21 protein-coding genes are annotated in these 21,472 nt (G+C 64.2%); 12 read left to right on the top strand and 9 right to left on the bottom strand.

The features are described from left to right. Positions 1 to 58: 58 nt before the first annotated feature. From ACRVY7_RS13140 to ACRVY7_RS13130, 3 genes are all read left to right on the top strand, one after another. Positions 59 to 412: a VOC family protein gene (locus ACRVY7_RS13140; RefSeq protein WP_005203020.1), complete on the top strand. Its 354-nt coding sequence runs from the start codon at positions 59 to 61 to the stop codon at positions 410 to 412. Positions 413 to 538: 126 nt separating this feature from the next. Further along, on the top strand, positions 539 to 2,041 hold the full coding sequence (gene phoA, locus ACRVY7_RS13135) for an alkaline phosphatase (protein WP_431817346.1): 1,503 nt from the start codon (positions 539 to 541) through the stop codon (positions 2,039 to 2,041). 111 nt (positions 2,042 to 2,152) lie between these two features. Continuing rightward, a complete protein-coding gene (locus ACRVY7_RS13130; RefSeq protein WP_431817521.1) occupies positions 2,153 to 2,686 on the top strand; it encodes an FKBP-type peptidyl-prolyl cis-trans isomerase in 534 nt (177 codons plus the stop codon). Here ACRVY7_RS13130 and ACRVY7_RS13125 read toward each other — a convergent pair whose 3' ends face one another. Then, entirely contained in the window at positions 2,687 to 3,430 is a 744-nt protein-coding gene (locus ACRVY7_RS13125) for a hypothetical protein (RefSeq protein ID WP_431817345.1), read from the bottom strand. It lies immediately after the preceding gene. Between the two features lie 170 nt (positions 3,431 to 3,600). Here ACRVY7_RS13125 and ACRVY7_RS13120 point away from each other — a divergent pair, with 170 nt between their 5' ends. From ACRVY7_RS13120 to ACRVY7_RS13110, 3 genes are read left to right on the top strand one after another with little or no spacing between them, the layout of a single operon-like run. Further along, positions 3,601 to 5,484, top strand: coding sequence for a peroxidase family protein (locus ACRVY7_RS13120; protein ID WP_431817344.1), 1,884 nt, complete (start codon positions 3,601 to 3,603; stop codon positions 5,482 to 5,484). Positions 5,485 to 5,505: 21 nt separating this feature from the next. Further along, positions 5,506 to 6,612, top strand: a complete 1,107-nt coding sequence (locus ACRVY7_RS13115) for a catalase family protein (protein WP_431817343.1) — start codon at positions 5,506 to 5,508, stop codon at positions 6,610 to 6,612. A 60-nt stretch (positions 6,613 to 6,672) separates the two neighbouring features. Next, positions 6,673 to 9,276 (top strand): LuxR C-terminal-related transcriptional regulator, encoded by a 2,604-nt coding sequence (locus ACRVY7_RS13110; RefSeq protein WP_049697415.1) that lies wholly within the window; start codon positions 6,673 to 6,675, stop codon positions 9,274 to 9,276. A 30-nt stretch (positions 9,277 to 9,306) separates the two neighbouring features. Here ACRVY7_RS13110 and ACRVY7_RS13105 read toward each other — a convergent pair whose 3' ends face one another. Together ACRVY7_RS13105 and ACRVY7_RS13100 are read right to left on the bottom strand one after the other, a co-directional pair. After that, positions 9,307 to 11,676, bottom strand: coding sequence for an ATP-binding cassette domain-containing protein (locus ACRVY7_RS13105; protein WP_431817342.1), 2,370 nt, complete (start codon positions 11,674 to 11,676; stop codon positions 9,307 to 9,309). Beyond that, on the bottom strand, positions 11,673 to 12,308 hold the full coding sequence (locus ACRVY7_RS13100; protein ID WP_431817341.1) for a TetR/AcrR family transcriptional regulator: 636 nt from the start codon (positions 12,306 to 12,308) through the stop codon (positions 11,673 to 11,675). Before ACRVY7_RS13100 ends, ACRVY7_RS13105 begins: the two co-directional genes overlap by 4 nt. An 86-nt stretch (positions 12,309 to 12,394) precedes the next feature. Here ACRVY7_RS13100 and ACRVY7_RS13095 point away from each other — a divergent pair, with 86 nt between their 5' ends. The 4 genes from ACRVY7_RS13095 (at position 12,395) to ACRVY7_RS13080 (ending at position 16,922) form a co-directional block, all read left to right on the top strand. Next, on the top strand, positions 12,395 to 13,468 hold the full coding sequence (locus ACRVY7_RS13095; RefSeq protein WP_431817340.1) for a hypothetical protein: 1,074 nt from the start codon (positions 12,395 to 12,397) through the stop codon (positions 13,466 to 13,468). 73 nt (positions 13,469 to 13,541) lie between these two features. Further along, positions 13,542 to 14,816 (top strand): esterase/lipase family protein, encoded by a 1,275-nt coding sequence (locus ACRVY7_RS13090; RefSeq protein WP_431817339.1) that lies wholly within the window; start codon positions 13,542 to 13,544, stop codon positions 14,814 to 14,816. 13 nt (positions 14,817 to 14,829) lie between these two features. Then, positions 14,830 to 15,747, top strand: coding sequence for a DUF1295 domain-containing protein (locus tag ACRVY7_RS13085; RefSeq protein ID WP_431817338.1), 918 nt, complete (start codon positions 14,830 to 14,832; stop codon positions 15,745 to 15,747). After that, entirely contained in the window at positions 15,744 to 16,922 is a 1,179-nt protein-coding gene (locus tag ACRVY7_RS13080) for an FAD-dependent oxidoreductase (RefSeq protein WP_431817337.1), read from the top strand. The genes ACRVY7_RS13085 and ACRVY7_RS13080 overlap by 4 nt, the downstream gene beginning before the upstream one ends. On the opposite strand, the gene ACRVY7_RS13075 is transcribed toward ACRVY7_RS13080, so the two are convergent. From ACRVY7_RS13075 to ACRVY7_RS13060, 4 genes are read right to left on the bottom strand one after another with little or no spacing between them, the layout of a single operon-like run. After that, complete coding sequence (locus ACRVY7_RS13075) at positions 16,888 to 17,271, bottom strand: hypothetical protein (protein ID WP_431817336.1); 384 nt, start codon at positions 17,269 to 17,271, stop codon at positions 16,888 to 16,890. The two genes, ACRVY7_RS13080 and ACRVY7_RS13075, sit on opposite strands and share 35 nt — an antisense overlap. Next, positions 17,268 to 17,975 carry a VOC family protein gene (locus tag ACRVY7_RS13070; RefSeq protein WP_431817335.1) on the bottom strand — a complete coding sequence of 236 codons (708 nt, stop codon included), beginning with the start codon at positions 17,973 to 17,975 and terminating at the stop codon, positions 17,268 to 17,270. The genes ACRVY7_RS13075 and ACRVY7_RS13070 overlap by 4 nt, the downstream gene beginning before the upstream one ends. Further along, positions 17,972 to 18,280: a hypothetical protein gene (locus ACRVY7_RS13065; protein WP_049697544.1), complete on the bottom strand. Its 309-nt coding sequence runs from the start codon at positions 18,278 to 18,280 to the stop codon at positions 17,972 to 17,974. Before ACRVY7_RS13065 ends, ACRVY7_RS13070 begins: the two co-directional genes overlap by 4 nt. A gap of 54 nt (positions 18,281 to 18,334) precedes the next feature. Beyond that, on the bottom strand, positions 18,335 to 18,556 hold the full coding sequence (locus ACRVY7_RS13060) for a DUF3263 domain-containing protein (RefSeq protein WP_005202988.1): 222 nt from the start codon (positions 18,554 to 18,556) through the stop codon (positions 18,335 to 18,337). Between the two features lie 268 nt (positions 18,557 to 18,824). Between ACRVY7_RS13060 and ACRVY7_RS13055 the strand changes: the two genes are divergently transcribed. Continuing rightward, on the top strand, positions 18,825 to 19,460 hold the full coding sequence (locus ACRVY7_RS13055; protein WP_431817334.1) for a hypothetical protein: 636 nt from the start codon (positions 18,825 to 18,827) through the stop codon (positions 19,458 to 19,460). Here the strand turns inward: ACRVY7_RS13055 and ACRVY7_RS13050 are convergent, their stop codons facing one another. Beyond that, the gene (locus ACRVY7_RS13050) at positions 19,461 to 20,546 is read right to left on the bottom strand and encodes a DUF475 domain-containing protein (protein ID WP_431817333.1); all 1,086 of its coding nucleotides are present in this window, start codon (positions 20,544 to 20,546) and stop codon (positions 19,461 to 19,463) included. Beyond that, a complete protein-coding gene (locus ACRVY7_RS13045) occupies positions 20,543 to 20,902 on the bottom strand; it encodes a hypothetical protein (RefSeq protein ID WP_197494493.1) in 360 nt (119 codons plus the stop codon). The genes ACRVY7_RS13050 and ACRVY7_RS13045 overlap by 4 nt, the downstream gene beginning before the upstream one ends. Before the next feature lie 143 nt (positions 20,903 to 21,045). On the opposite strand from ACRVY7_RS13045, the gene ACRVY7_RS13040 reads away from it, so the two are divergent. Beyond that, the gene (locus ACRVY7_RS13040; RefSeq protein ID WP_005173696.1) at positions 21,046 to 21,390 is read left to right on the top strand and encodes an RNA polymerase-binding protein RbpA; all 345 of its coding nucleotides are present in this window, start codon (positions 21,046 to 21,048) and stop codon (positions 21,388 to 21,390) included. The last annotated feature ends 82 nt before the right edge of the window (positions 21,391 to 21,472 follow it).

Below are 21,472 nucleotides of genomic sequence, written 5' to 3'. Positions count from 1 at the left end.
TCGAATACGGGGTTGGGGCCCACGCTGAGCAAGCTGGATTCGGCCAAAGGAGGCCAACGTGAGTGACCACGAAGTCCGCATGATCGTTCTGTCGACCGACGATCTCGACGATTCCATCAAGTTCTACAGCGAGACGTTGGGCATGGCGCTCAAGTTTCGGGACGGGGCGCATTTCGCCGCCCTCGACGGCGGATCGCTGACACTTGCGCTCGCAACCGACGTCGACCATCCCATACCGGGCAAGGTGGTGGTCGGTATCAAGACCGACGACGTCGACGGCGACGCGAAGGCCGTCGAGGAAAGCGGTGGCGCCATCATCAAGGGCCCGTACGACGACGCACACGAGCGTCGCGCGGTCGTCTACGACAACAAAGGAAACGGACTGGTTTTCTACAGCCCGCTCAAGCGCTGAGGTGGTGCGGTCACCCGACTCGTGGTCGGGTGGCCGCATCAGCGTCGATCCCGCGACAACTTTTGTTCACATATCGCAACGACCATGTCCGAGTTCAGTAAAACGGCGGATATGGGGAGAATGCGGATGCGACGACATCGGTACATGGCGGTCACGGCTTTGGTGTGTGCGACGACAGTGATGGCGGCGTGCGGCGGTGACGGAAGCAACGATGCGGCCGGACCGCTGTTGAATCCCGTTGCCAAGGGCAAGCTTTCGGAACACGGCGGGGCGACGAGGGCGGGCGATGACCGCAGTTCGCTCATCGCCGACTCCATCCGAAACTCCGGCGCCAAGAACGTCATCCTGCTGATCGGTGACGGCATGGGAGATTCCGAGATCACCGTTGCTCGCGACTACGCGCAGGGCGCGGGCGGCGCATTCAGTGGTCTCGACGCCTTGCCGCTGACGGGCCAGTACACGCACTACTCGCTCGACAAGGACGGCAAGCCGACCTTCGTCACCGATTCGGCCGCGAGCGGTTCGGCCTGGTCGACGGGCACGAAGACCTACAACGGCGCAATCTCCGTCGACATCGAGGGCCGATCTCAGCAGACGCTGCTCGAACTGGCGAAGAAGTCGGGCAAGGCGACCGGTGATGTCACCACCGCTGAGATCCAGGACGCCACACCCGCGGTACAGGTCGCGCACGTCACCAATCGCAAATGCTATGGGCCCGAGGAAACATCCGAGAAGTGTCCGACAGACGCCCTGGAAAAGGGTGGCAAGGGGTCGATCACCGAGCAGTTGCTGGGAACGCGACCTGACGTCGTGCTCGGTGGTGGCGCCAAGTCGTTCCAGCAAACCGCTACTGCGGGCGAATACCAGGGCAAGACGCTCGAGGTGCAGGCGAAGGAACGGGGCTACAACATGGTGCGCAGCGCCGACGAGCTCAACGGCGTCACAACGGCCAACCAGGACTCCCCGGTCCTCGGACTCTTCGCCGACGGCAACATGCCTGTCCGCTGGAACGGACCCGTCGCGACCAAGGGTGGTTACCTCGAACCAGCCGCAACGTGCACCGACAACCCCGAACGTGGCGCATCCACGCCGAAGCTCGCCGACATGACGAAGAAGTCCATCGACCTCCTCAAGGGCAACGACAAGGGCTTCTTCCTGCAGGTGGAAGGCGCGTCGATCGACAAGCAGGATCACGCCGCAAACCCGTGCGGTCAGATCGGCGAGACCGTCGACCTCGACGAAGCGACGAAGGTGGCGCTCGACTACGCCAAGGACAACCGCGACACGCTGGTGATCGTGACCGCCGATCACGCGCACAGCAGCCAGATCGTCGAGTCGATGACTGCCGAGGACGTACAGAAGGCCGCCGACGACGCGAAGCTGCCCCTCCAGGTGGAGGAGGACGCCATCTACCCCGGACTGACCCGCGTGTTGACCGGCAAGGACGGCCAGCCGCTCACGGTGTCATACGGAACGTCGGACAATTTGGACGCGATGGATCAGGGCCACACGGGTACGCAGGTGCGGATCGCCGCATACGGCCCCAGCGCGGCGAATGTCGTCGGCTTGACCGATCAGACGGACCTGTTCTTCACCATCTCCCGCGCACTGGGACTCCAGGGTTCGTGACGTCGGCGATGTGGTTCGATGCGGTTCACGGTCCGGGGTAAGCCGTTCGGTAGCGTGACGCCCGTGAACATCCGCCGTGTCGTACTTCCCGTAGCCGTTGCCTCGCTGACGATCGGACTCGCCGCGTGCGGCTCCGATTCCGGATCCGACGCTGCCGCGTCGTCATCGACTTCCGCGGCGTCGCCCTCCTGCCCGTCTGCGGCACCGGCAGCGGATGCCAAGCCGGACTGGACCCTTCGTGGCACGACGGGAAGTGTCGACGTCGTCGCCTCGACCTCGACGACGGCGCCGGCAGTCACGGTGACCACTCCGTTCGCGGTCGAGCAGACTCAGGTTCACACCCTGCGGGAGGGCAGCGGCGAGGTTGTCCCCGACACGGCGACCGTCAGCGTCTGTTACGTCGGCGTCGATGGCCGTGACGGTAAGACCTTCGACAGCAGCTACTCGGGGGGTACTCCCGTTCAGTTCCCGCTCGACCGGGTCGTGGTCGGTTTCAAGAAGGCCATCGCGGGTCAGAAGCTGGGTTCGTCGGTTGCTGTCGCGATGAACCCTGAGGACGGATACCCGAATGGCAATCCTGCCGCGGGCATCAACAAGGGTGACAGTCTGGTCTTCGAGCTGACGATCGTCTCCGTCGACGGGTAATCACGGGGTCGCCCCTGCGAGCACACGAAGCGCCAGAACGGTTTTGCTCGTCAGCGGGCTGGTCTGACACCCGGCGTCGTGGAGGCTGTCGCGGAGATCGCTCGCGACCGCCGAGGCCCGCGCCGCGAGGTCGTGCGACGACTCGCCGGGGCGGACACCGATGCACGTGGAGACCCCGACGACGTCGATGTCATCGGACAGCCACCTCGCCACCCGAACCTGTCGGACGTCGCGCACCGACGTATCCCAGACCTGCGACGTGATCGGCCCACGCAGTACGAGGTGGTCGATCGGCGGCCCCGACGACGCGCACGCGACCAGAAAGCGTCGTTGCGCAGTGTCGAGGAGGTGGGTGGGGTCGGCGCCGTCCTCGATCGCCTCGGACATGCTCCCGGACGGATGACGGGTACGTGCCGACGCCCTGAGCCTTCGATCGCCACCACACCACTGATCTGAAATGCGATATTCGAACTGGTCACGGTCGAACGAGTTGGCCCAATCACCGGTCAGCCACTCGCTTCGCTCGGGATGCATGGTGACCGTGAGGTCGTCGAAGGAACCCGTGCGCAATCTGATCGCCACTCTGTTGTCGTAGAGGGGTGTCGGGGTGTCGATCGATGCGTGACGTGCCTCCGCGAACCAGAATCGACTGTGCCGCGCGTCGCCCACGCGGCACCCCAGCGCCGACACCGCGTCGTCGAGTTCCGTCTCGATGTTGAGCGTGATGCCGATCGGGACGATCACGAATCACCTGCCATTCTCCCGTAGTGCACGACATCGTTGATCGTGCCGATTGACCCTGCGTCGGACATGCGCGAACCGACTGGGTTTCCAGCCTTCGCGACATGGATGGCGGTCGCACGAGTACCGGGGTACTCGAATCAGCGTTATCCCGATGAGGTAGTCCGGTACGCATGCACCCGAACGCCGCCGTCGGGGATACTGATCGCGTCACATCGGTCAGGGCGGGCGACACGGGTACGGAAGAGGAATCGGTGGTCGATCAGAGAAGTACCGTTGAGCGGGTCCTCGCAGTGACCGCGGAGCAGCTCGACCGGGTGGTCGGCTGGTCGCGACTACCGAAACCGTTGGGGCTGGCGGTGCTTGTCGGCATCCGCAGCCAGCTTCGGGCGCTCAACCTCGTCGACACCGATCCCGATCCCGCCCCGCCCCTCGACCCACCGTTACCGGCGTCGGACCATCGCAAGCGCACGATCGACGGGCGCTTCGACAACCTCGCGCACCCCGACATGGGGTCCGTCGGCACTCGATTCGGTCGCAACGTGCCACTCGACGCGACATGGCCAGAGCTCGGAGACAGATTTCATGAGCCGAGTCCGCGCGTCGTCAGCGAGAAGCTGCTCGCGCGCACCGAGTTTCAGCCCGCTGAGACGCTCAATCTGCTCGCCGCCGCATGGATCCAGTTTCAGGTGCATGACTGGGTGAGTCATCTCACTCCTCCCGATCCCGAGCCGTGGCTCATCGAGCTCGACGCCGACGACCAATGGCCGCACTCCCGGCCGATGCAGGTTCCACGAACGCCGACACTCGACGGCCCGGCCGACACCCCGCCGACGTACGCCAACCGTGACACGCACTGGTGGGACGCGTCGCAGATCTACGGCGACACCGAGGAGTACGCGGCCGCGATCCGCGACCGAGATGCCGACGGCAATCTGCTCGCCACCATCGAACTCGCTGATGACGGACTCCCCACGTTGGCAGCGGAACAATTGCTGGACAAGAACGGACCCAAGGCGAATTCGTGGCTGGGACTCGCGCTGATGCAGTCGTTGTTCCTGCGGGAACACAACGCGATATGTCGACGACTCACGGTCGCACACCCTGAATTCACAGCTGATCAAGAGCGGCTGTACAACGTTGCGCGACTGGTCAACTCGGCACTGATGGCAAAGATCCACACCGTCGACTGGACACCTGCGATCATCGCGCACCCCACAACCGTGACCGGCATGCACGCGAACTGGTTCGGACTACTCGGTGAGAAGTTCACCTCGAAGTTCGGGCGGCTTGTCGACAGCGAGATACTCTTCGGGATTCCAGGTGGCGGAACTCATCTCGACGGGGTGCCGTTCTCGTTGACCGAAGAATTCGTGGCCGTGTATCGCATGCATCCCCTGCTACCCGACCAACTCGATGTACGGAGCCTGGCGACGGGCCAGACCAGGCGTACTCACCCGCTCGGAGAGCTTCTGGCCGACGAGGTGCACCAGCGAATGGCGGAATGGTCGATGGACGATTTGCTGTATTCGTTCGGAAGGGCATTTCCGGGAGCTTTGACGCTCCACAATTTCCCGGAAGCTCTCCGTGATCTCCCGCGGCCGGACGCTGAGTCGATTGACCTCGCCACTATCGATGTCCTCCGAAGCCGAGAGCGTGGCGTGCCACGCTACAACGAATTCCGGCGACATTTCCGACTCCCGCCCGCCAAGAGCTTCGCAGATTTGACGAACAACGCCGAGTGGGCGAAGCAGCTCGAGCAGATGTACCGCGACATCGATGACGTTGATCTCATGATCGGTCTCTACGCAGAACGCAAACCTCGCGGATTCGGATTCTCCGACACCGCGTTTCGGGTGTTCATCTTGATGGCATCACGCAGGATCGCCGCTGATCGATTCTTGACGACGGACTTCACCGCGGACGTTTACACCGAAGCGGGCATGGCGTGGATCCGCGACAACACGATGCGCACAGTGTTGCTCCGCCACTTCCCCACGCTCACCCCGGTGCTCGCACATGCCACCAACCCTTTCGCACCCTGGCCCGCACCCTGATGCGCCGAGAGGACCGTGACGATGAGTCGTGAGTACGTGTTGTGGGAGCCGGAGATGGAGGACACCCCGCCTGGTGAGGCGGAGGTGGTGGCGAAGATGGTGCAGATCCTGCACACGAACAACGAGCACGCGTACGCCAAGTACAAGCGCGGCATCCGAGACGCCCACGCCAAGAGTCACGCTGTCCTACGCGGTGAACTCGAGGTGCACGCCGGCCTGCCGGAAGAACTCGCCCAGGGGCTGTTCGCGGAACCACGGACCTACCCGATCATCGCCCGCTTATCGAGCACGTCGGGAGCCATACGTACCGATCAGATGCGAGGCGTGCGCGGCCTCGGGATCAAGGTCGTCGGCGTCGATCCGACCGCCGACCGTGCCCTGCCCGACGACACCGCGGTCACCCAGGACTTCATCATGGTGACCCATCGGGAGTTCCTGTTCGCGGACGCGAAGGAGTATCTCCTCAAGGGCATGCCGACGGCGGTGCTGCTCGCCCGTGTTTCCGATCCCGTTCTCGGGTTCGGCGAACGCTTGTTGGCCGCAGTCGACGCCAGGATTCTGACAAAGATCGGGCGCCCGCTTCCGGACACCCTGAGAGTTTTCATCAGGGAGAACACGCATATTCTCGGGGACACCTTCTATACGTCAGCGCCGCTGCGCTACGGCAAATATGTCGCGAAGATGCTGTACGCGCCGTCGTCGGCGGAGGTTCGTGCGCTCGCCGGTCAACCGACACCCGACTATCGCGGAGTAAATGCGCTGCAAGACATGACCGTCGATTTCTTCGAGTCGCATCCGGCCGAATATGAACTGCGGGTGCAACTGTGCACGAATGTCGACCGGATGCCGATCGACGATGCGACAAAGGCGTGGTCGGAGGAGGAGTCACCGCACCGGACAGTTGCCACGATCAGATTCCCGACGCAGAATCCCTACACACCGGAGCGACGCGCATACGGCGACGACGTCCTGTCGTTCAATTCCTGGCGTGGCCTGAAGGTACATACCCCGCTCGGATCGATTAACCGCCTCAAGCGCGACGTGTACGATGCGTCGAGTCGATTCCGGCATCAAAAGAACAATGCGCCGATGTGTGAGCCGACGAGCGTGGACGAACTCCCCGAGTGAGTTTCCCTGCTCGAACCTTCACAACTCAATTTCTGGCAATTCGCCCTATACTGCTCAACCATGGAAGGGCGCTGGCAACTCCTCGGCCGGCCCGCCGAGCAACAGTTCATCCGCTCCGCGCTCTTGCGACCAAGCGATCGCTGTGGAGTGGTACTTGTCGGGCCCGCGGGCGTCGGCAAAACCACGCTCGCCCGGATGGTCACCGATTCTCTCGGTAGGCCTGTCCGATGGGCTGCATGTACCGAGTCGTCGCGCGCCATACCGCTCGGAGCCTTCGCCCCGTGGGTAGCTCCTACCGCGTCGCGCGATCCGATAGCGGCGTTGGTGTCCGCGCGCGAGACCCTCGTCGCCGAGCCCGGAACGGTCATCGGGATAGACGACGCCCATATGCTCGATCAGCTGTCGGCGACGCTGTTGCATCAGATCGCGATTGATCGCAGCGCGCGAATCATCGCCACAGTTCGCACGGGCGAGCCTGTGCCCGATGCGGTGACCTCGTTGTGGAAGGACGGCTACCTCCACCGACTCGAACTGCAGAACCTCACGAAAGAACAGTGCGCTGAACTGGTCGAACGTGTTCTCGGCGGATCGTTGGAGGGGTTGAGCGCCGACGTCATCTGGGATTCGTCCGGCGGAAATCCACTGTTCCTACGAAACATGATCGAGGGGGCCGTCGAATCGGGTGCGTTGTCGGAGGTGTCGGGCGTCTGGCAATTGCGGGGCGCGACGGCGGTTCCGTCCGGCCTGGTGTCACTGCTCGACGACCGTCTCGACCGTGCTGGTCCGCACGTTGTCGATGCGCTCAAGGTGTTGTCGCTGTATGAGCCTATCGACATCGATCTCCTGATCGGGCTGATCGGCGAGGAACCGGTCGACGACGCCGAGACTCTGGGTTTCATCACGACAACTCGCGACGGCGACACGACCAACGTCCGATTCACCCACCCGCTCTACGGAGACGTGGTTCGCCGACGTATCAGCACCGTCGCGGCCCGACGGCTACGCGCCGAACTCGTCGACGCATTGCGCGACCACGCAACCGACACCGCCGCCGAGCGTATCCGCCTCGCACAGTTGAGCGTCGACGCGCACCGTGACGTCGACGTCGCGCTGCTCATCGCAGCGGCCAAGGATGCGATCTTCCTGGCCAATCTCCCGCTCGGTGAGCGGCTCGCCCGCGTCGCCTTCGAGCACGACGGCAGTCTGACCGCGGGAGAGCTGCTCTCCCGCGCGATCATGTGGCAGGGGCGAGTCGTCGAGGCCGACGCTGTATTCACCGAGTTCGAGCCCGAGTCGTTCAATGAGTTCGAGCTCGTGGTGTGGGCGGTATCGCGCATGAGCCTGATCTTCTGGATGCTCGGCGACGTCGATGAGAGTTATCGCATGCTCGAACTGCTCAACGAGAAGGTCGAGCATCCGTCGCTACGACTTGTCGTCGACGCGGTTGCCGCGGCGATGGCCGTTCACGAGAACCGGCTCGACGAGGGAATCGCGCTCGCCGAGCACGTTCTCGAGAGTCCGAACGCGCCGTCGCAGGCCATCGATTTCGCGGCCTTCGGTGCAGGGCTGGCCATGTCGATTGCCGGACGCGGACGCGACTACGCCCCCTACGCAGAGCGCACCCGTGCGAAGAAAAAGGCGACCGACGGGATGATCAGCGTCATGGTGCGCTACTGCGACGTCCTGGCGCTCACGATGGTCGGCGACCTCAAGGAGGCGCGAAACCGCGCCACCGAGTACACGCAGTTCTCCTCCTCGGGTCAGTTCCTCGGATGGGCGATCGCCAAGATCGCGGCAGGTGTTGCGGCGACGTACAGCGGCTCGTTTCGCGAGGCGATCAGCGAGTTCGAACAGGCACTCGCCGCTCTCAACGCCAAGCAGCCACTCCCGTGGCGTTTGCCCGGCCGGTTGATTCTGGTACGGGCGTACGCGGCGCTCAACGACGTCGACGAAGCCGAACGGGTGCTACGAGACGCAGATGAGCACCGGGGTCCGCACCTGGCGATCCACGACTCGCAGCGGGTGCTCGCGCAAGCCTGGATCTGCGCTGCACAGGGCGCCGAACGCGCGGCAATCGATCACGCGCATCGCGCGGCCGCAATCGCTCACGACTCCGGGCAACTCGCACTCGAGGCCGAGTCCCTGCATCACGCGACTCGCTTCGGCGACAAGACCACGGCTCCGCGCCTCGCGGAGCTCGCAGGACTCATCCAAGGCGAGCTCGGCCACGTCTACGCACGCCACGCAGCGGCCTACGCAGCGGGCGATCCGGACGAATTGGCAGCGGCATCACATGATTTCGAGGATGCGGGAGTGCTGCTGTCGGCCGCCGACGCTGCGGCGCAGGCGGCACAGTTGTACGAGCGTGCCGGCCGGCGTGGAGACGCCACCGCATGCTCTGCGAGAGTTCTCGCGTTGTCGAAAGCGTGCGATGGAGCGACAACTCCCGCGATCCGGGCGACAGCACGACCGCTGCCGATCACGGCCAGGGAGCGGGAGATCGCGGTTCTCATCGGTCGCGGCCTGACCAACCGCGAGATCGCCGAACGCCTGACCGTCTCGGTACGGACTGTCGAGGGTCACATCTATCGCGCCTGCATCAAACTCGACGTCGCCGACCGCGACTCGTTGGCCGGAGTCGTCAACGACGCCCCGGGCGGATGAGACACCGTGGCGCCGGGTGAGTCGAGCGGTTCAGTTCTTCACGTAGTCGGCGAGATGCTGTGCGGTCAGCGTCGAACGTGCTGAGACGAGATCGGCCGGTGTGCCCTCGAATACCACTCGCCCGCCGTCGTGACCGGCGCCCGGACCGAGGTCGACGATCCAATCGGCATGAGCCATCACCGCCTGGTGATGCTCGATCACGATCACCGATCTACCACCGTCGACGAGGCCGTCGAGGAGCCCCAGCAGTTGCTCGACGTCGGCAAGATGCAGACCTGACGTCGGCTCGTCGAGGACGAAGATCCCGCCCTTGTCCCCGAGGTGTGTCGCGAGTTTCAGCCGTTGCCTCTCCCCGCCGGAGAGCGTCGTGAGCGGTTGTCCAATCGTGAGATAGCCGAGTCCGACGTCGGCGAGCCTTTCCAGGATCTTCTGTGCCGCAGCCACTTTCGATTCACCTGCGGAGAAGAATTCGAGCGCCGCGTCGACCGACATGTGGAGGACCTCGGAGATGTCGCGACCGCCGAACGTGTAGTCGAGTACCCCGGGCTGGAATCGCTTACCCTCGCACACCTCGCACGTGACGGCGACTCCCGCCATGATCGCGAGATCGGTGTAGATGACACCCGCTCCCTTGCAGTTCGGACACGCACCCTCCGAATTGGGGCTGAACAGAGCGGGTTTCACTCCGTTTGCCTTCGCGAACGCCTTCCGGATCGGCTCGAGGAGGCCCGTGTACGTCGCCGGGCTGCTGCGCCGCGAACCCTTGATGGCGGATTGGTCGACGGTGATCACGTCGTCTCGGCCCGATAGCGATCCGTCGACAAGAGAGCTCTTCCCGGAGCCGGCGACGCCCGTGACCACACACAGCACCCCGAGCGGGAAGTCGACGTCGACGTCCTTCAGGTTGTGCGAACGCGCGCCGCGAATCTCCAACGCTCCATTGGGCTCTCGCACCTGCGGTTTGAGGGTGGCGCGGTCGTCGAGGTGGCGTCCGGTCAACGTGTCGCTCGCGCGCAGGTCGTCGACGCCGCCTTCGAAGACGACGTTGCCCCCACCGGTCCCGGCGCGTGGTCCGAGGTCGACGATGTGGTCGGCGATGGCGATTACCTCGGGTTTGTGTTCGACGACCAGCACCGTATTGCCCTTGTCCCGCAGTTGCAGGAGAAGCCGATTCATACGGTCGATGTCGTGTGGATGCAGCCCGACCGTCGGCTCGTCGAAGACGTAGGTGATGTCGGTCAGCGCCGACCCGAGATGGCGAATCATCTTGGTACGCTGCGCCTCTCCACCCGACAGCGTCCCGGACGGGCGGTCGAGCGAGAGGTATCCGAGACCGATGTCGACAAACGAATCGAGCGTGGCGCGCAGGGATTCGAGCAGCGGTGCGAGTGTCGGCTCGTCGAGCGAGCCGACCCAGTCGGCGAGATCGGTGATCTGCATCGCGCACGCATCGGCGATGCTGACGCCACCAATCGTCGAACTTCGTGCCTTCTCCGACAGCCGCGTCCCCTGGCAGTCCGGACAGATCGAGAAGGTGATCGCCCTGTCGACGAATGCCCGGATGTGGGGTTGCAGCGCGTCTTTGTCCTTGGCCAGGAACGACTTTCCGATCTTGGTGATGAGGCCCTCGTAGGTGACGTTGATGCCGTCGATCTTGATGCGTGTCGGTTCCTTGTACAGCAGGGCGTCGAGTTGGCGGGCAGTGAACTCGTCGATCGGTGTGTCCGGATCGAAGAAGCCGCAGCCGCGGAAGATGCGCCCGTACCACCCATCCATGCTGTAGCCGGGGATCGTGATCGCGCCTTCGTTGATGGACTTGGAGGCGTCGTAGAGGGCAGTCAGGTCGAAATCCGAGATCGATCCCCTGCCCTCACATCGAGGGCACATTCCGCCGACGACCTCGAAAGTCCGTTGCTCCTTGACTTTTCGGCCCGCCTTCTCTGTCGTGACGGAGCCCCCGCCACTGACAGAAGCGACGTTGAAGGAGAACGCCTGCGCCGAACCGATGTGTGGAGTCCCGAGTCGGCTGAAGAGGATGCGGAGCATCGCGTTCGCGTCCGTCGCCGTTCCGACAGTCGAGCGCGGGTCGGTACCGAGACGCTCCTGGTCGACGATGATTGCGGTCGTCAATCCGTCGAGGACGTCGACATCCGGCCGATTCAACGAAGGCATGAATCCCTGAACGAATGCGCTGTAGGTCTCGTTGATCAATCTTTGCGACTCGGCGGCCACCGTGCCGAAGACGAGTGAACTCTTGCCGGAACCGGAGACGCCGGTGAAGACGGTGAGGCGTCGCTTGGGAAGGACGACGGTCACGTCGTTGAGATTGTTGACCCGTGCGCCCACGACACGGATCTCGTCGTGACGATCGGCGGCGGCTGGCGGTGCTGACGAACTCATGTGTGCGTCATCCCTCTCGACGAAGTCATGTGGCGGTCGGTCTCGGGAGTATCGGACTCGGGAGTATTTGTCCAGGTCGTCCAGAGCGGGATCACGCACACCGAGATGATCTGGTCGATGGTGTCCTCGGACATGTTGCCGGTGATGAAGACCTCGTGCCGGGCGAGATCGAAAGGGAGAGACGCGGCGCGAGGGGGAAGCGGGTGCGGACCGAGTTCGCCCCGTCGGCGAGCGCGCTCGAGCACGGGAGCCATGACCTCGTCGACATGCGTGGTGATGAGTCCGATGACAGAACCCGTGGAACCCTCGGGCAGATCCGCGAGCAGCGAGCGGATCGTCCGGGGACCCACCTCGGCCAACCGCACCCGCATGCGTGCAAGGACCATCCGGAGGTCGTCGGCGAGCGACCCGGTGTCCGGGACGGTCAGAACCTCGCGGGCGACGTCGACCATTGCCGCCATGACCATCTCGACCTTGGTGTCCCAGCGTCGGTACAGGACGGTCTTGCTCGTTCCGGCGGCAGCCGCGACCCCCTCATAGGTGAGGCCGGCGTATCCGCGTTCGGTGATCTCGGCACGGACGGCCTCGAAGATGTCTGCTTCGAGTTCTGTGCCACGGCGACGTCTGGTCACATAATCTCCTTCCGATACGTTGCGTATCTTATCGTATCGTCCTACTCTGCTAAGAAACGAACCGTATCTAATTCGAGGGAGGCGCCATGAGTGCCGATGAAACCACCACGACGTCCGGTGCGACGAGTGCGACCGACATCCCCGTGACCGATACCCCTGCGAAGAAGGGTCCACCGGCGCCCGTCAAAGTGATTGCGGTCGTGCTCGGAACCGCAGTCCTGTTGTCGGTGATGGTCACGATGTTCGCGCTTCCCGCTGCGCGGTCGGCGCCTCATCACGTTCCGATCGGGGTCGTCGGGTCTGAGCAGGTGGTCAGTCAGGTCGATCGCCTCACCGGTGACTCGTTCGACGTCACGGCATACTCCGACGAGGTGGCTGCGCGCGACGCGATCGAGACGCGCGCAATTTACGGCGCGTTGGTAGTCAAGCCCGGCGCAGACCTCACTGTGCTCGTCGCCTCTGCGGCGAGTCCAACGGTGGCAACGATGATCGAAACGATGGGACAAGGTGTCGCCGACGCCACTCACGCACAGACTCAGGTCGTCGATGTGCGTAGTTTCCCGGCGAAGGACCCGCGCGGTGCCGGATTGGCGGCAGGCGCTCTTCCCCTGGCTCTCGGGGGCTGGATCAGTGCGATGGTGATCATGCTCGTGATCAGCTCGGCGGGTGGTCGGATCATCGCGGCGCTGGGTGTGTCGGTCGTCGGCGGCTTCGCGCTGATCGCGATTCTGCAGTTCCTCGTCGGGACGTTCGACGGAAACTACTGGCTGACGTCGCTGGCGGCGATGCTCGGAATCGCGGCCACGTGCTTCGCGGTGCTCGGCCTTCGCGAAGCGCTCGGGGGTCCGGGTCTGGTCGTCGCGGCCATTGCACTGATACTCCTGGGCAACCCGCTGTCCGGACTCTCGAGCGCCCCTGAACTACTGCCCACGCCGTGGGGCGCGATCGGCCAGCTCCTGCCGCCGGGCGCAACGGGATCGCTCCTGCGGGATGTCGTGTTCTTCAACGGCAACGCCATTGCGCATCCGCTCATCGTGCTCGGGTGCTGGCTTCTCGGTGGCCTGGTGCTCTACGGCCTCGGCCTGAGGCGTGAGCGCCGCAAGCACGTCTCTGACGTCGATGTCGTCGAGTTCGGCTACCGCGAGACCGTCGACGCGTGAGTTGCCTGTGTGCTCGGGTGGCAGTTGCTGCGAGGGCTCCCGCAAGTGAGTGAACAGTTGTACTCTGTGGGTTGTGACCACAGCCGAGAAAGTCGCCCCCACCGAACTGGCGGCGCTGGCGCAATTGGGGTGCAGTGAACTCGCAGGAGCTATCCGCGGTGTCGCGAAAGTGCATCGCGCGGTATCCGATCGTGTGTTCGCGGTGACCGATCGACTCGGCGGATCGTCGAGTCGATCGGCACATCTGGTCCACGACGCAGTAGCCGACACGACCTACGAGTCGTTGTCCGCGATGTTGGAAGCCATCGCCGAGGTGGGTGCCACACTTCCGGAACCACGCCACTCGCCATCGGAGGGTTCACGGGGCGCGCTGGTGCTCGCCATTCTCGACGGGCTGATTGGCGACTCGCTCGCCGATCAGCGCTCGCCGCTCGCGCAGCCGATGTCGATCCGTGTCGACGGTATGCCGGTGGCGGTCGAGGCCGAAGCGCTCCGCGCGGCTTTTCCGGAGGCTACCGGGCACATCGTCGTGTTTCTGCACGGCCTCATGGAGTCCGAGCACGCGTGGCGCAGAGGTAACCGCCCGACGTATGGCGAGCGGCTCGCTACCGATATCGGCGCGACCGAGGTGCGGCTGCGATTCAACACCGGACGCCACATCAGCGACAACGGGCGCGAACTCGCCGCACTACTCAATGACCTGACGCTCCAATGGCCGGTGCCTGTGTCGCGACTGACCCTGATCGGGCATTCGATGGGCGGGTTGATCATCCGAAGCGCCTGCCACAGTGCCGCCACCCAGGACGCGTACTGGTGCGGATTGGTCACGGAGACAGTGGGTTTGGGGACGCCGCATTTCGGGGCTCCGCTGGCTCGGACTGTGCACTTTGCCGCCGGAGCGCTCAGGTCGGTTTCGGTGACCGCCCCGTTCGGCAACCTGCTCGGACGACGCAGCGCAGGAGTGCGCGACCTTTTTCACGGAAGTCTTGTCGACGACGACTGGAGTGGGAGGGATCCGGATGCCTTCCGGCAGCATCCCGCCACCGCGGTACCGCTGCTGCCACAGGCGCGACATTTGTTCGTCACCGCATCGTTGACGCGCGATCCCAACCATCCCCTGGGCAGGTTCATCGGCGACGGATTGGTGCTGACGCCCAGCGGTCGCGGCGAAAGTCGCGCTCGCAGCGTCGGATTCACTACCGAGCACGGACTGCATCTGGGTGGGGCGAGCCATTTCACCCTCCTCAACGACGACGACGTCTACCGCTGGCTGCTGGAGCATCTGCGACCCCGACGCGCGCTGCCGCCCGGTCGCAGCCAAAACGCCGCGAAGTGGGGCGTCGCCTGACACCATCCCTCTTATGGGGAGACGAGCGTCGTTGGTGGTGATCACCGCCGCGTACGTCGTTGCCCTGGCGGTGGCGTTGCTGTGGTTGACATGGGGACCCAGCGTCGGGCAACTGTGGGCGGACACGCTCATTGCCGATGTACTCGCCACGCTCGTCATCTTCGTGGTGAGCCGGGCGGTCGGTAATTCGAGTTGCTACGACGCCTACTGGAGTGTCGTCCCGGTATTTCTGGCCCTGTACTGGTGGTTCGCGGGCGACGCCATACATGGTGGCTCCCAAGCGAAGTGGCGTTGCGCCCTCCTCGGCATCGTTCTCGTGATCTGGGCGGTGCGGCTGACGGCGAACTGGGTACGGTCGTTTCCCGGGCTGGTCCACGAGGATTGGCGCTACGAGTTGCTGCGGCGACGTGCCGGAAGGTTCTCGTTCGTCGCCGACCTCTTCGCCATTCACCTCATCCCCACGTTGCAGGTGCTTCTCGCGATGATCCCGGCGTACGTCGCGCTCACCAGGGCCGACGCCGGGCTGATGTGGTTGAGCGTTGTCGCGTTCGTCGTCGGTCTCGCGGCGATCGCACTCGAGTCGATCGCCGACCGACAGTTGCGACTGTTCCGGCGGTCGAGCGAGCCCGGTCAGACCGTCGACGTCGGTCTCTGGGCGTGGTCGCGGCACCCGAACTACTTTGGCGAGTTCATGTTCTGGGTGTCGATCCTGCTGTTCGGTATTGCCGCTGCGCCCGCGGACGCGTGGTGGCTGTGGGTGGGTGCGGGCGCGATGCTCGCCATGTTCCTCGGGGCGAGCATTCCGATGATGGAAGAGCGCAGTCTTGAACGACGTCCGTCCTACGCCGACGTCATCGATCGTGTGCCAAAATTTCTGCCGCTTCCCCGGCTCAGTTCCCGGACCACCGACGGTGCGGGGCGACCCGGGTGAGTGCAGCAGTGCCGCTCGTCCACGAGCGGGGGACGCGGAGCGTCGTCGTCGCAGGCATGGGCGATTCCGGTGTGCTCACCGCGATGCACCTCGCCCGCCGCAGCAGCGTCGTCGGAGTCTCGATGCGGCCCGCGCTGGTGAGCGGCCAGGAAGTCGGGCTGCGGATCGCCTACCCGGAGCGGTGGGCTCGCGACTATCGCGTCGAGTTCGGTCGGATGCGTCGACTCGATCCGGTGGACATCCGTCATGGTGAGATCCTCGACCTCGATCACGATCGTCGAACGCTGCGCCTGCGCACGCCGTCGGGAACGGTTGAGGCAGTCACCTACGACGCGCTCGTCATCGCGACGGGCGTTGCCAACGGATTCTGGCGCCAGCCCGTACTCGAAGGCAGCGACGACGTCGACATCGGTTTACACGGCGTGCACGAGCGCCTGTCGCACTCTCAGACCATAGCGGTAGTCGGTGGGGGTGCGGCAGCATGCAGTTCGGCCGCCCAACTGCGTCGACGCTGGCCGGAGAAGCAGATCGCGCTCTACCATCCCGGCGAGCTGCCACTCCCCCGACACCACGACCGCACGCGCCACAAGGTGGCCAGACGACTGGAGTCCCTGGGTGTCGACAGACACGGTGGACACAGGGCGGTCCTGCCAACCGGTGCCGATCTCGGGGAGATCGGCACCGGTTCGATCAACTGGCTCACCGGACAACCGGCGGTCGAGGCGGATGCGATCGTGTGGGCCGTCGGCCGAGTGTCACCGAATACAGCCTGGCTGCCTTCGGACATGCTGACCGACCGGGGATTCGTCCGCGTCGACGCCGACCTCGGAGTGCCCGGGTACCGGGGAGTGTTCGCCGTCGGGGATGTCGCCGATACGGATCCGCTGCGTGGCTCGGCTCGCAACCGCGCCGACCGTCTGGTGGCGCGCAACGTTCTCGCTCATCTCGACGGCCGCGAGACTCGCCGATATCACCCGGCCGAGCACCGGTGGGGATCAGTCTTAGGGCCAAGTGACAACGGATTGGACGTGTTCTCCCCCAACGGAATTCGCTTCCGATTTCCGCGATGGACCGTCGACACACTGTTACAGCCGCTCATCGTGAGGCGCGGCATTTACGGTGGCGTGCGGCGGAGCCGACTCAGTGCGAATCGTTGTGGTCGAGGGAGACCTTGACCCGCACCGATCCGTTGCTGTCCTTTGACGCGACGGCGTGCCCCGTTCGGTGCTCGCCGTCGAGGGTCAGCGTGATCGGTGCGCCGTCGCCGGTGAAGTTGCGCCACCAGGTCTTTTTGTCGGGCATGGCGACGCCGATCGTGCCCGAGTCGCCGGATCGGACGTAGTTCACCGGAAAGGTGACGTGCTTGCCCGTCTTGCGGCCCGTGTACGACACCTCGGTGAACGCACGACCGAGCAGACCATTGAGTAGTGGAATCTGCAGGAGTGGGAGGACGACCGTCCTGTTGACCACGCCGGCCACCCGTTGAAACCGGTTTGGCCCGTCTGGTCGGCTCGTCTGGCTCACGACGACTCCTTAGCTGCGACTGATCGAGTGGGTTCGATGATCAAGGTGCGCGTGGCGAGAGCCGGAGACCGCACCGTCGCGACCCGCGTATTGGGTTTGCGTCCCGTGCGAACCTGCGACACGGTGAAACCCGCGCCGCTGAGTCGGGCTTGCGTTGCTTCGATATCGGTTGTCGCCCAGGCGATCCCCCACAGTGAGAGGGGCGGGGACGTTCTCGGAACGCCATCGGGCGTGACGAGAACTTCGACGATCAGGTCGTCCGCGCGAAAGAACAGCTGCCGAAGGCCATCGGCGACGGGTCTGTCGAGACGGAAGTCGAGGCCGAGAGTCGAGCCGAACAAGGCCACCGCGTGGTCGCGGCCCGCGGCCTGGAACACGATGTGGTCGATGCCCTCGATGTCGCATGCGTTCGGTGCGGCCTCGGCTCCGGAAGCGCGGTGCTCGGTCACCCCGACCGGAAGGCCATCGACTTGGACAGCGGTGGCGTCGTTGCGGGTGGCCAGACCGCGTCGCTCCAGCAGCGTCTGCCACGACGACACGTCTGCGACGTCGAACAGTACGCGGTGCCCGAGGTGTCTGCGGTCGAGTCGCAGCGTGGCGTTCGACGTGGCGTACTCGGCTGCGCTGTCGTTGCGAGCCAGAAGGCGCCGGTATGCGTCGGTGGTTGCGGTGAGATCGTCCACCGCCAGTTCGACGAGGGTCACGACCGTTTCCGCTTACGCCGTGTGTCCGGAATGTCCACTGCTCTGCTTGTGAGATGCCAAGAGCCGCAGATGCATTCGTAGGACCGCAGCACCGGGGCCGTGCGTCCGGCCGCACGGATGCGGCTCACCGCGGCGTCGACCTCGTGGACGTCACGGTAGGCGTCCTTCTCCGGTGTGGGACAGGCGGGCGTCCTCGATGTCCGAGAAGACCGAGTGGGCGACGAACGCTTACGGCTGGGCTGCTGGGTGCCCGCCTCGATACGCCGGTAGAACTCGTCGAGTTCGTCGTCGGCGAACGGCGGCACCACAACTCCTTTCGTCGGACGTGACTCCACGAATGCGTAAGGGGGCCGTCGACCTCAGCGAGCCATCCAGATTCTGCTGCGGACGACCTCGCGCATCCGAGCGAGTTGACCCTTCGAAAGGGTAGCCGGTGGTTCGGCATTCAGCAGGTGCTGGACCTGCGTGAAGAAGTCACGGTCGGACAGCCCGAACTGCGAGCTGATCTCGCGCGACGAACCCCCACCGAGTGCGTACCAATTCTGCTCGAAGTCGAGCATCTGACGCTGCGTCGGATCCATAAAAGTACTCACTCTTGTGCTGTGACCTGTGTCGATCATTGGATGTGAAGGATGCGGAACGGCTTCGGTGAATTACCGTTGTCCCTGATCTGGAAAGCGAGCCCACCGCTGTCAACGTCCTTTGTACACTCGGCCCGCCGCGATGGACACCCATTTCGCCATCCGGCGCAAAAACGCTGGGCCACCGCAAGGTAACGAGTTGTAATCGGACGCGCCAGAGGGTCGAGACCCCCTCGGATCCGAGTGTCGTCGCCCTATGCTGAGAACCATGGCTGAGCACTCGGCAAACAAAGCTTCTGTCTCGTCGACGCCCGAACCGGGGCGCGACACAGACGTGACCGTCAGTTCGACGTCGGCGCAGACTCAGCCGACATTCTCCGACCGTCTCGCCAAGGGGGCGCGCAAGTTCCTCTTCGTCGCGATCGCCATAGCCATCGCGGTGGTCATCTACTTCATACTCGCGGCGTTCCTGCCGCGCTGGTGGGCTGAGCAGATCGGCAGCAACGTCGACGGATCGATGGGGCGCGGAATCGGCAGCGGGCTGTCGATCGGGTTCGTCTGCACGTTCATCCCGATATCGATGCTCGTGCTTGCGGTCTCGTTGCGGGGCCGGATGAAGAACCTCCTCTCGATCCTGTGCGTGGTGATCGGCGTCGTGGTCGCGATCCCCAATCTGCTGACGCTGAGCATCCATCTCGGCAACAACAACGCGGCGGAAGTGGGCAAACAGATCCTCAATGTCCGGGCGCCGGGATTCCGCGCGGCCAGCGCGTGGGGTGTCGTCATCGCCGTGGTCGTGGCCATCCTGCTCACCATTTTCGTCGTGATGTACCAACGCCGAGGAAAGAAGCTGCGCGCGGCAAAGGGCGACGACGTCTCACAAGGCGGCAAGAAGAAAAAGTGATCAGCGACGTGCGGCAATTGCACGGCGTTGGTCGCGGCGGTTCGCGACGACGCTGCTGAACAATGCGGCACCGATGAACACGACGCCGATGAGTCCGGTCACGACGTCGTTGATGTGGAACTCGATGCTCAGCAGCAGGATGACGGCCAAAGCGCCGATAGCCCAGTGGGCGCCGTGCTCGAGATAGCGATACGAGGCCAGCGTTCCGGTACGGACCAGGTAGATCGTGATCGACCGCACGAATAGCGCGCCGATGAATCCGAGTCCCAAGGCAATGATGATCGGATCCGCGGTGATCGCGAACGCTCCGATGACACCGTCGAACGAAAACGATGCGTCGAGGACCTCGAGGTAGAGAAAGAGGAAGAATCCCGCCTTGCCCGTCGCCTTCGCCGCGCCGGACGGACCACTGTCGCGCAGGTCGGGATCGGATTGGAAGAGTGCGCTCAACCCGTCGACCATCAGATACGTGACCATGCCGAGGATTCCGGCGATGAGGACGGTGGAGCGGATCTCGGCGGGCGCGAGGAACTCGGCGACCAGCACAAGGGTCACACTGGCGAGGACGACCGGGAGCGCGCTGAGTCGACCGATCTTCGACAGCGGACGCTCAAGCCACGTCAACCACGTCAGATCGCGATTGCTCAGGATGAAGTTGAGGAAGAGCATGAACAGGAACATTCCGCCGAACGCGGCGATCTGTGGATGTGCGTCGGTGAGGATCGTTTCGTAACTCGGACTTCCGTCGGCGAACTGCTCGGCGCCATCGGGTGGTGGGTTCATCGCGAGTCGGAACGCCTCGACAGGGTTGAGGCCCGCCGTCACCCAGACGATCAAGAGTGGGAAGAGCAGGCGCATCCCGAATACGGCGATGATCATGCCGACGGTGAGAAACATGCGCTGCCAGAACGCACTCATCCGTTCCAACACGGTCGCGTTGATAACTGCGTTGTCGAAGGACAGGGAGATCTCGAGAACACCGAGTATCGCGGCGAGCGCCACCGCCTCCCACCCGCCGTAGACGAACGCGACGACGAGCGCGAGGACCGTGACGACTATCGACAGCCCGAAGATGCGACCTATCAACGCAGTCGCTCGGCGTCCTTGGCCAGGGTCACGACTTCTTCCGCCAACTCGGCGACGGTACTCGTGTCAGCGTTCTCGTCCACCGCCGTCGCGAGGTCCTCCGCAGCGCAGCGCAGCGCGAAGAGTCGATCACCGAAGTCGCTCACCTCGGCCTGAGTCAGAATCACGGCGTCGGAGGGAATAGAAGTGCCCTCGGTGAGCGCTCTTTGTTCGTAGGCGCGTTGACGGCACGACCGCTTGCAGTACTTGCGCCGACGTCCATGCTCCGAGTCGACCATCGACTGGCCGCACCAGGCACAGGCGTACGGGCGACGCCGTGATCGGGTGGTACCGCTCGTCGTGTGCTCCACGCTCATGACCGTACCCAAGTCTGGTCGTCGAGGTTCAGGTGGCGGCACGCGGCCGGGAGTCACCGGTGGTGCGGATGTGGCGCCGTCGGCGCGTAGAATAGGAGTGTTGAGCGTTCGACAACGCTCGAGAAACGAGAGGACACCGCCAAATGGCAGATCGAGTACTTCGGGGCAGCCGCCTCGGCGCGGTGAGCTATGAGACCGATCGTGATCACGATCTTGCTCCGCGACGAATCGTCCAGTACCGGACCGACAACGGAGAGATCTTCGACGTCCCCTTCGCCGACGACGCCGAGGTTCCGTCGAAGTGGCCGTGCAAGAACGGCATGGAGGGCACGATCCTCGAGGGTGCAGAGCCCGAGGAGAAGAAGGTCAAGCCCCCGCGCACGCACTGGGACATGCTGCTCGAGCGCCGCAGCGAAGAGGAGCTCGAAGTGCTGCTCAATGAGCGGCTCGACCTTCTCAAGCAGCGTCGTCGCGGAGTCACCAACTGACGTTCGCGTCCTGAACCAGACATCAGCCGGGTGGAGTCACATGACTCCACCCGGCTGATGTGTTTCGTGCTTCAGTTGTCGC

Origin of the sequence: Gordonia jacobaea, assembly GCF_965344965.1 — a bacterium.
Lineage (GTDB): Bacteria > Actinomycetota > Actinomycetes > Mycobacteriales > Mycobacteriaceae > Gordonia > Gordonia jacobaea.
The sequence above is the reverse complement of the archived record's forward strand: the minus strand, read 5'-3'. Positions and strand labels throughout refer to the sequence as shown.

What these genes read in the sequence shown, in the direction of transcription:
- ACRVY7_RS13095 (WP_431817340.1), top strand. Translation starts at nt 12,395, where the DNA reads ATGAGTGCCGATGAAACCACCACGACGTCCGGTGCGACGAGTGCGACC.
- ACRVY7_RS13085 (WP_431817338.1), top strand. Translation starts at nt 14,830, where the DNA reads ATGGGGAGACGAGCGTCGTTGGTGGTGATCACCGCCGCGTACGTCGTT.
- ACRVY7_RS13045 (WP_197494493.1), bottom strand. Translation starts at nt 20,902, where the DNA reads ATGAGCGTGGAGCACACGACGAGCGGTACCACCCGATCACGGCGTCGC.
- ACRVY7_RS13105 (WP_431817342.1), bottom strand. Translation starts at nt 11,676, where the DNA reads ATGAGTTCGTCAGCACCGCCAGCCGCCGCCGATCGTCACGACGAGATC.
- ACRVY7_RS13055 (WP_431817334.1), top strand. Translation starts at nt 18,825, where the DNA reads ATGGCTGAGCACTCGGCAAACAAAGCTTCTGTCTCGTCGACGCCCGAA.
- ACRVY7_RS13115 (WP_431817343.1), top strand. Translation starts at nt 5,506, where the DNA reads ATGAGTCGTGAGTACGTGTTGTGGGAGCCGGAGATGGAGGACACCCCG.
- ACRVY7_RS13060 (WP_005202988.1), bottom strand. Translation starts at nt 18,556, where the DNA reads ATGGATCCGACGCAGCGTCAGATGCTCGACTTCGAGCAGAATTGGTAC.
- ACRVY7_RS13110 (WP_049697415.1), top strand. Translation starts at nt 6,673, where the DNA reads ATGGAAGGGCGCTGGCAACTCCTCGGCCGGCCCGCCGAGCAACAGTTC.
- ACRVY7_RS13040 (WP_005173696.1), top strand. Translation starts at nt 21,046, where the DNA reads ATGGCAGATCGAGTACTTCGGGGCAGCCGCCTCGGCGCGGTGAGCTAT.
- ACRVY7_RS13120 (WP_431817344.1), top strand. Translation starts at nt 3,601, where the DNA reads ATGCACCCGAACGCCGCCGTCGGGGATACTGATCGCGTCACATCGGTC.
- phoA (WP_431817346.1), top strand. Translation starts at nt 539, where the DNA reads ATGCGACGACATCGGTACATGGCGGTCACGGCTTTGGTGTGTGCGACG.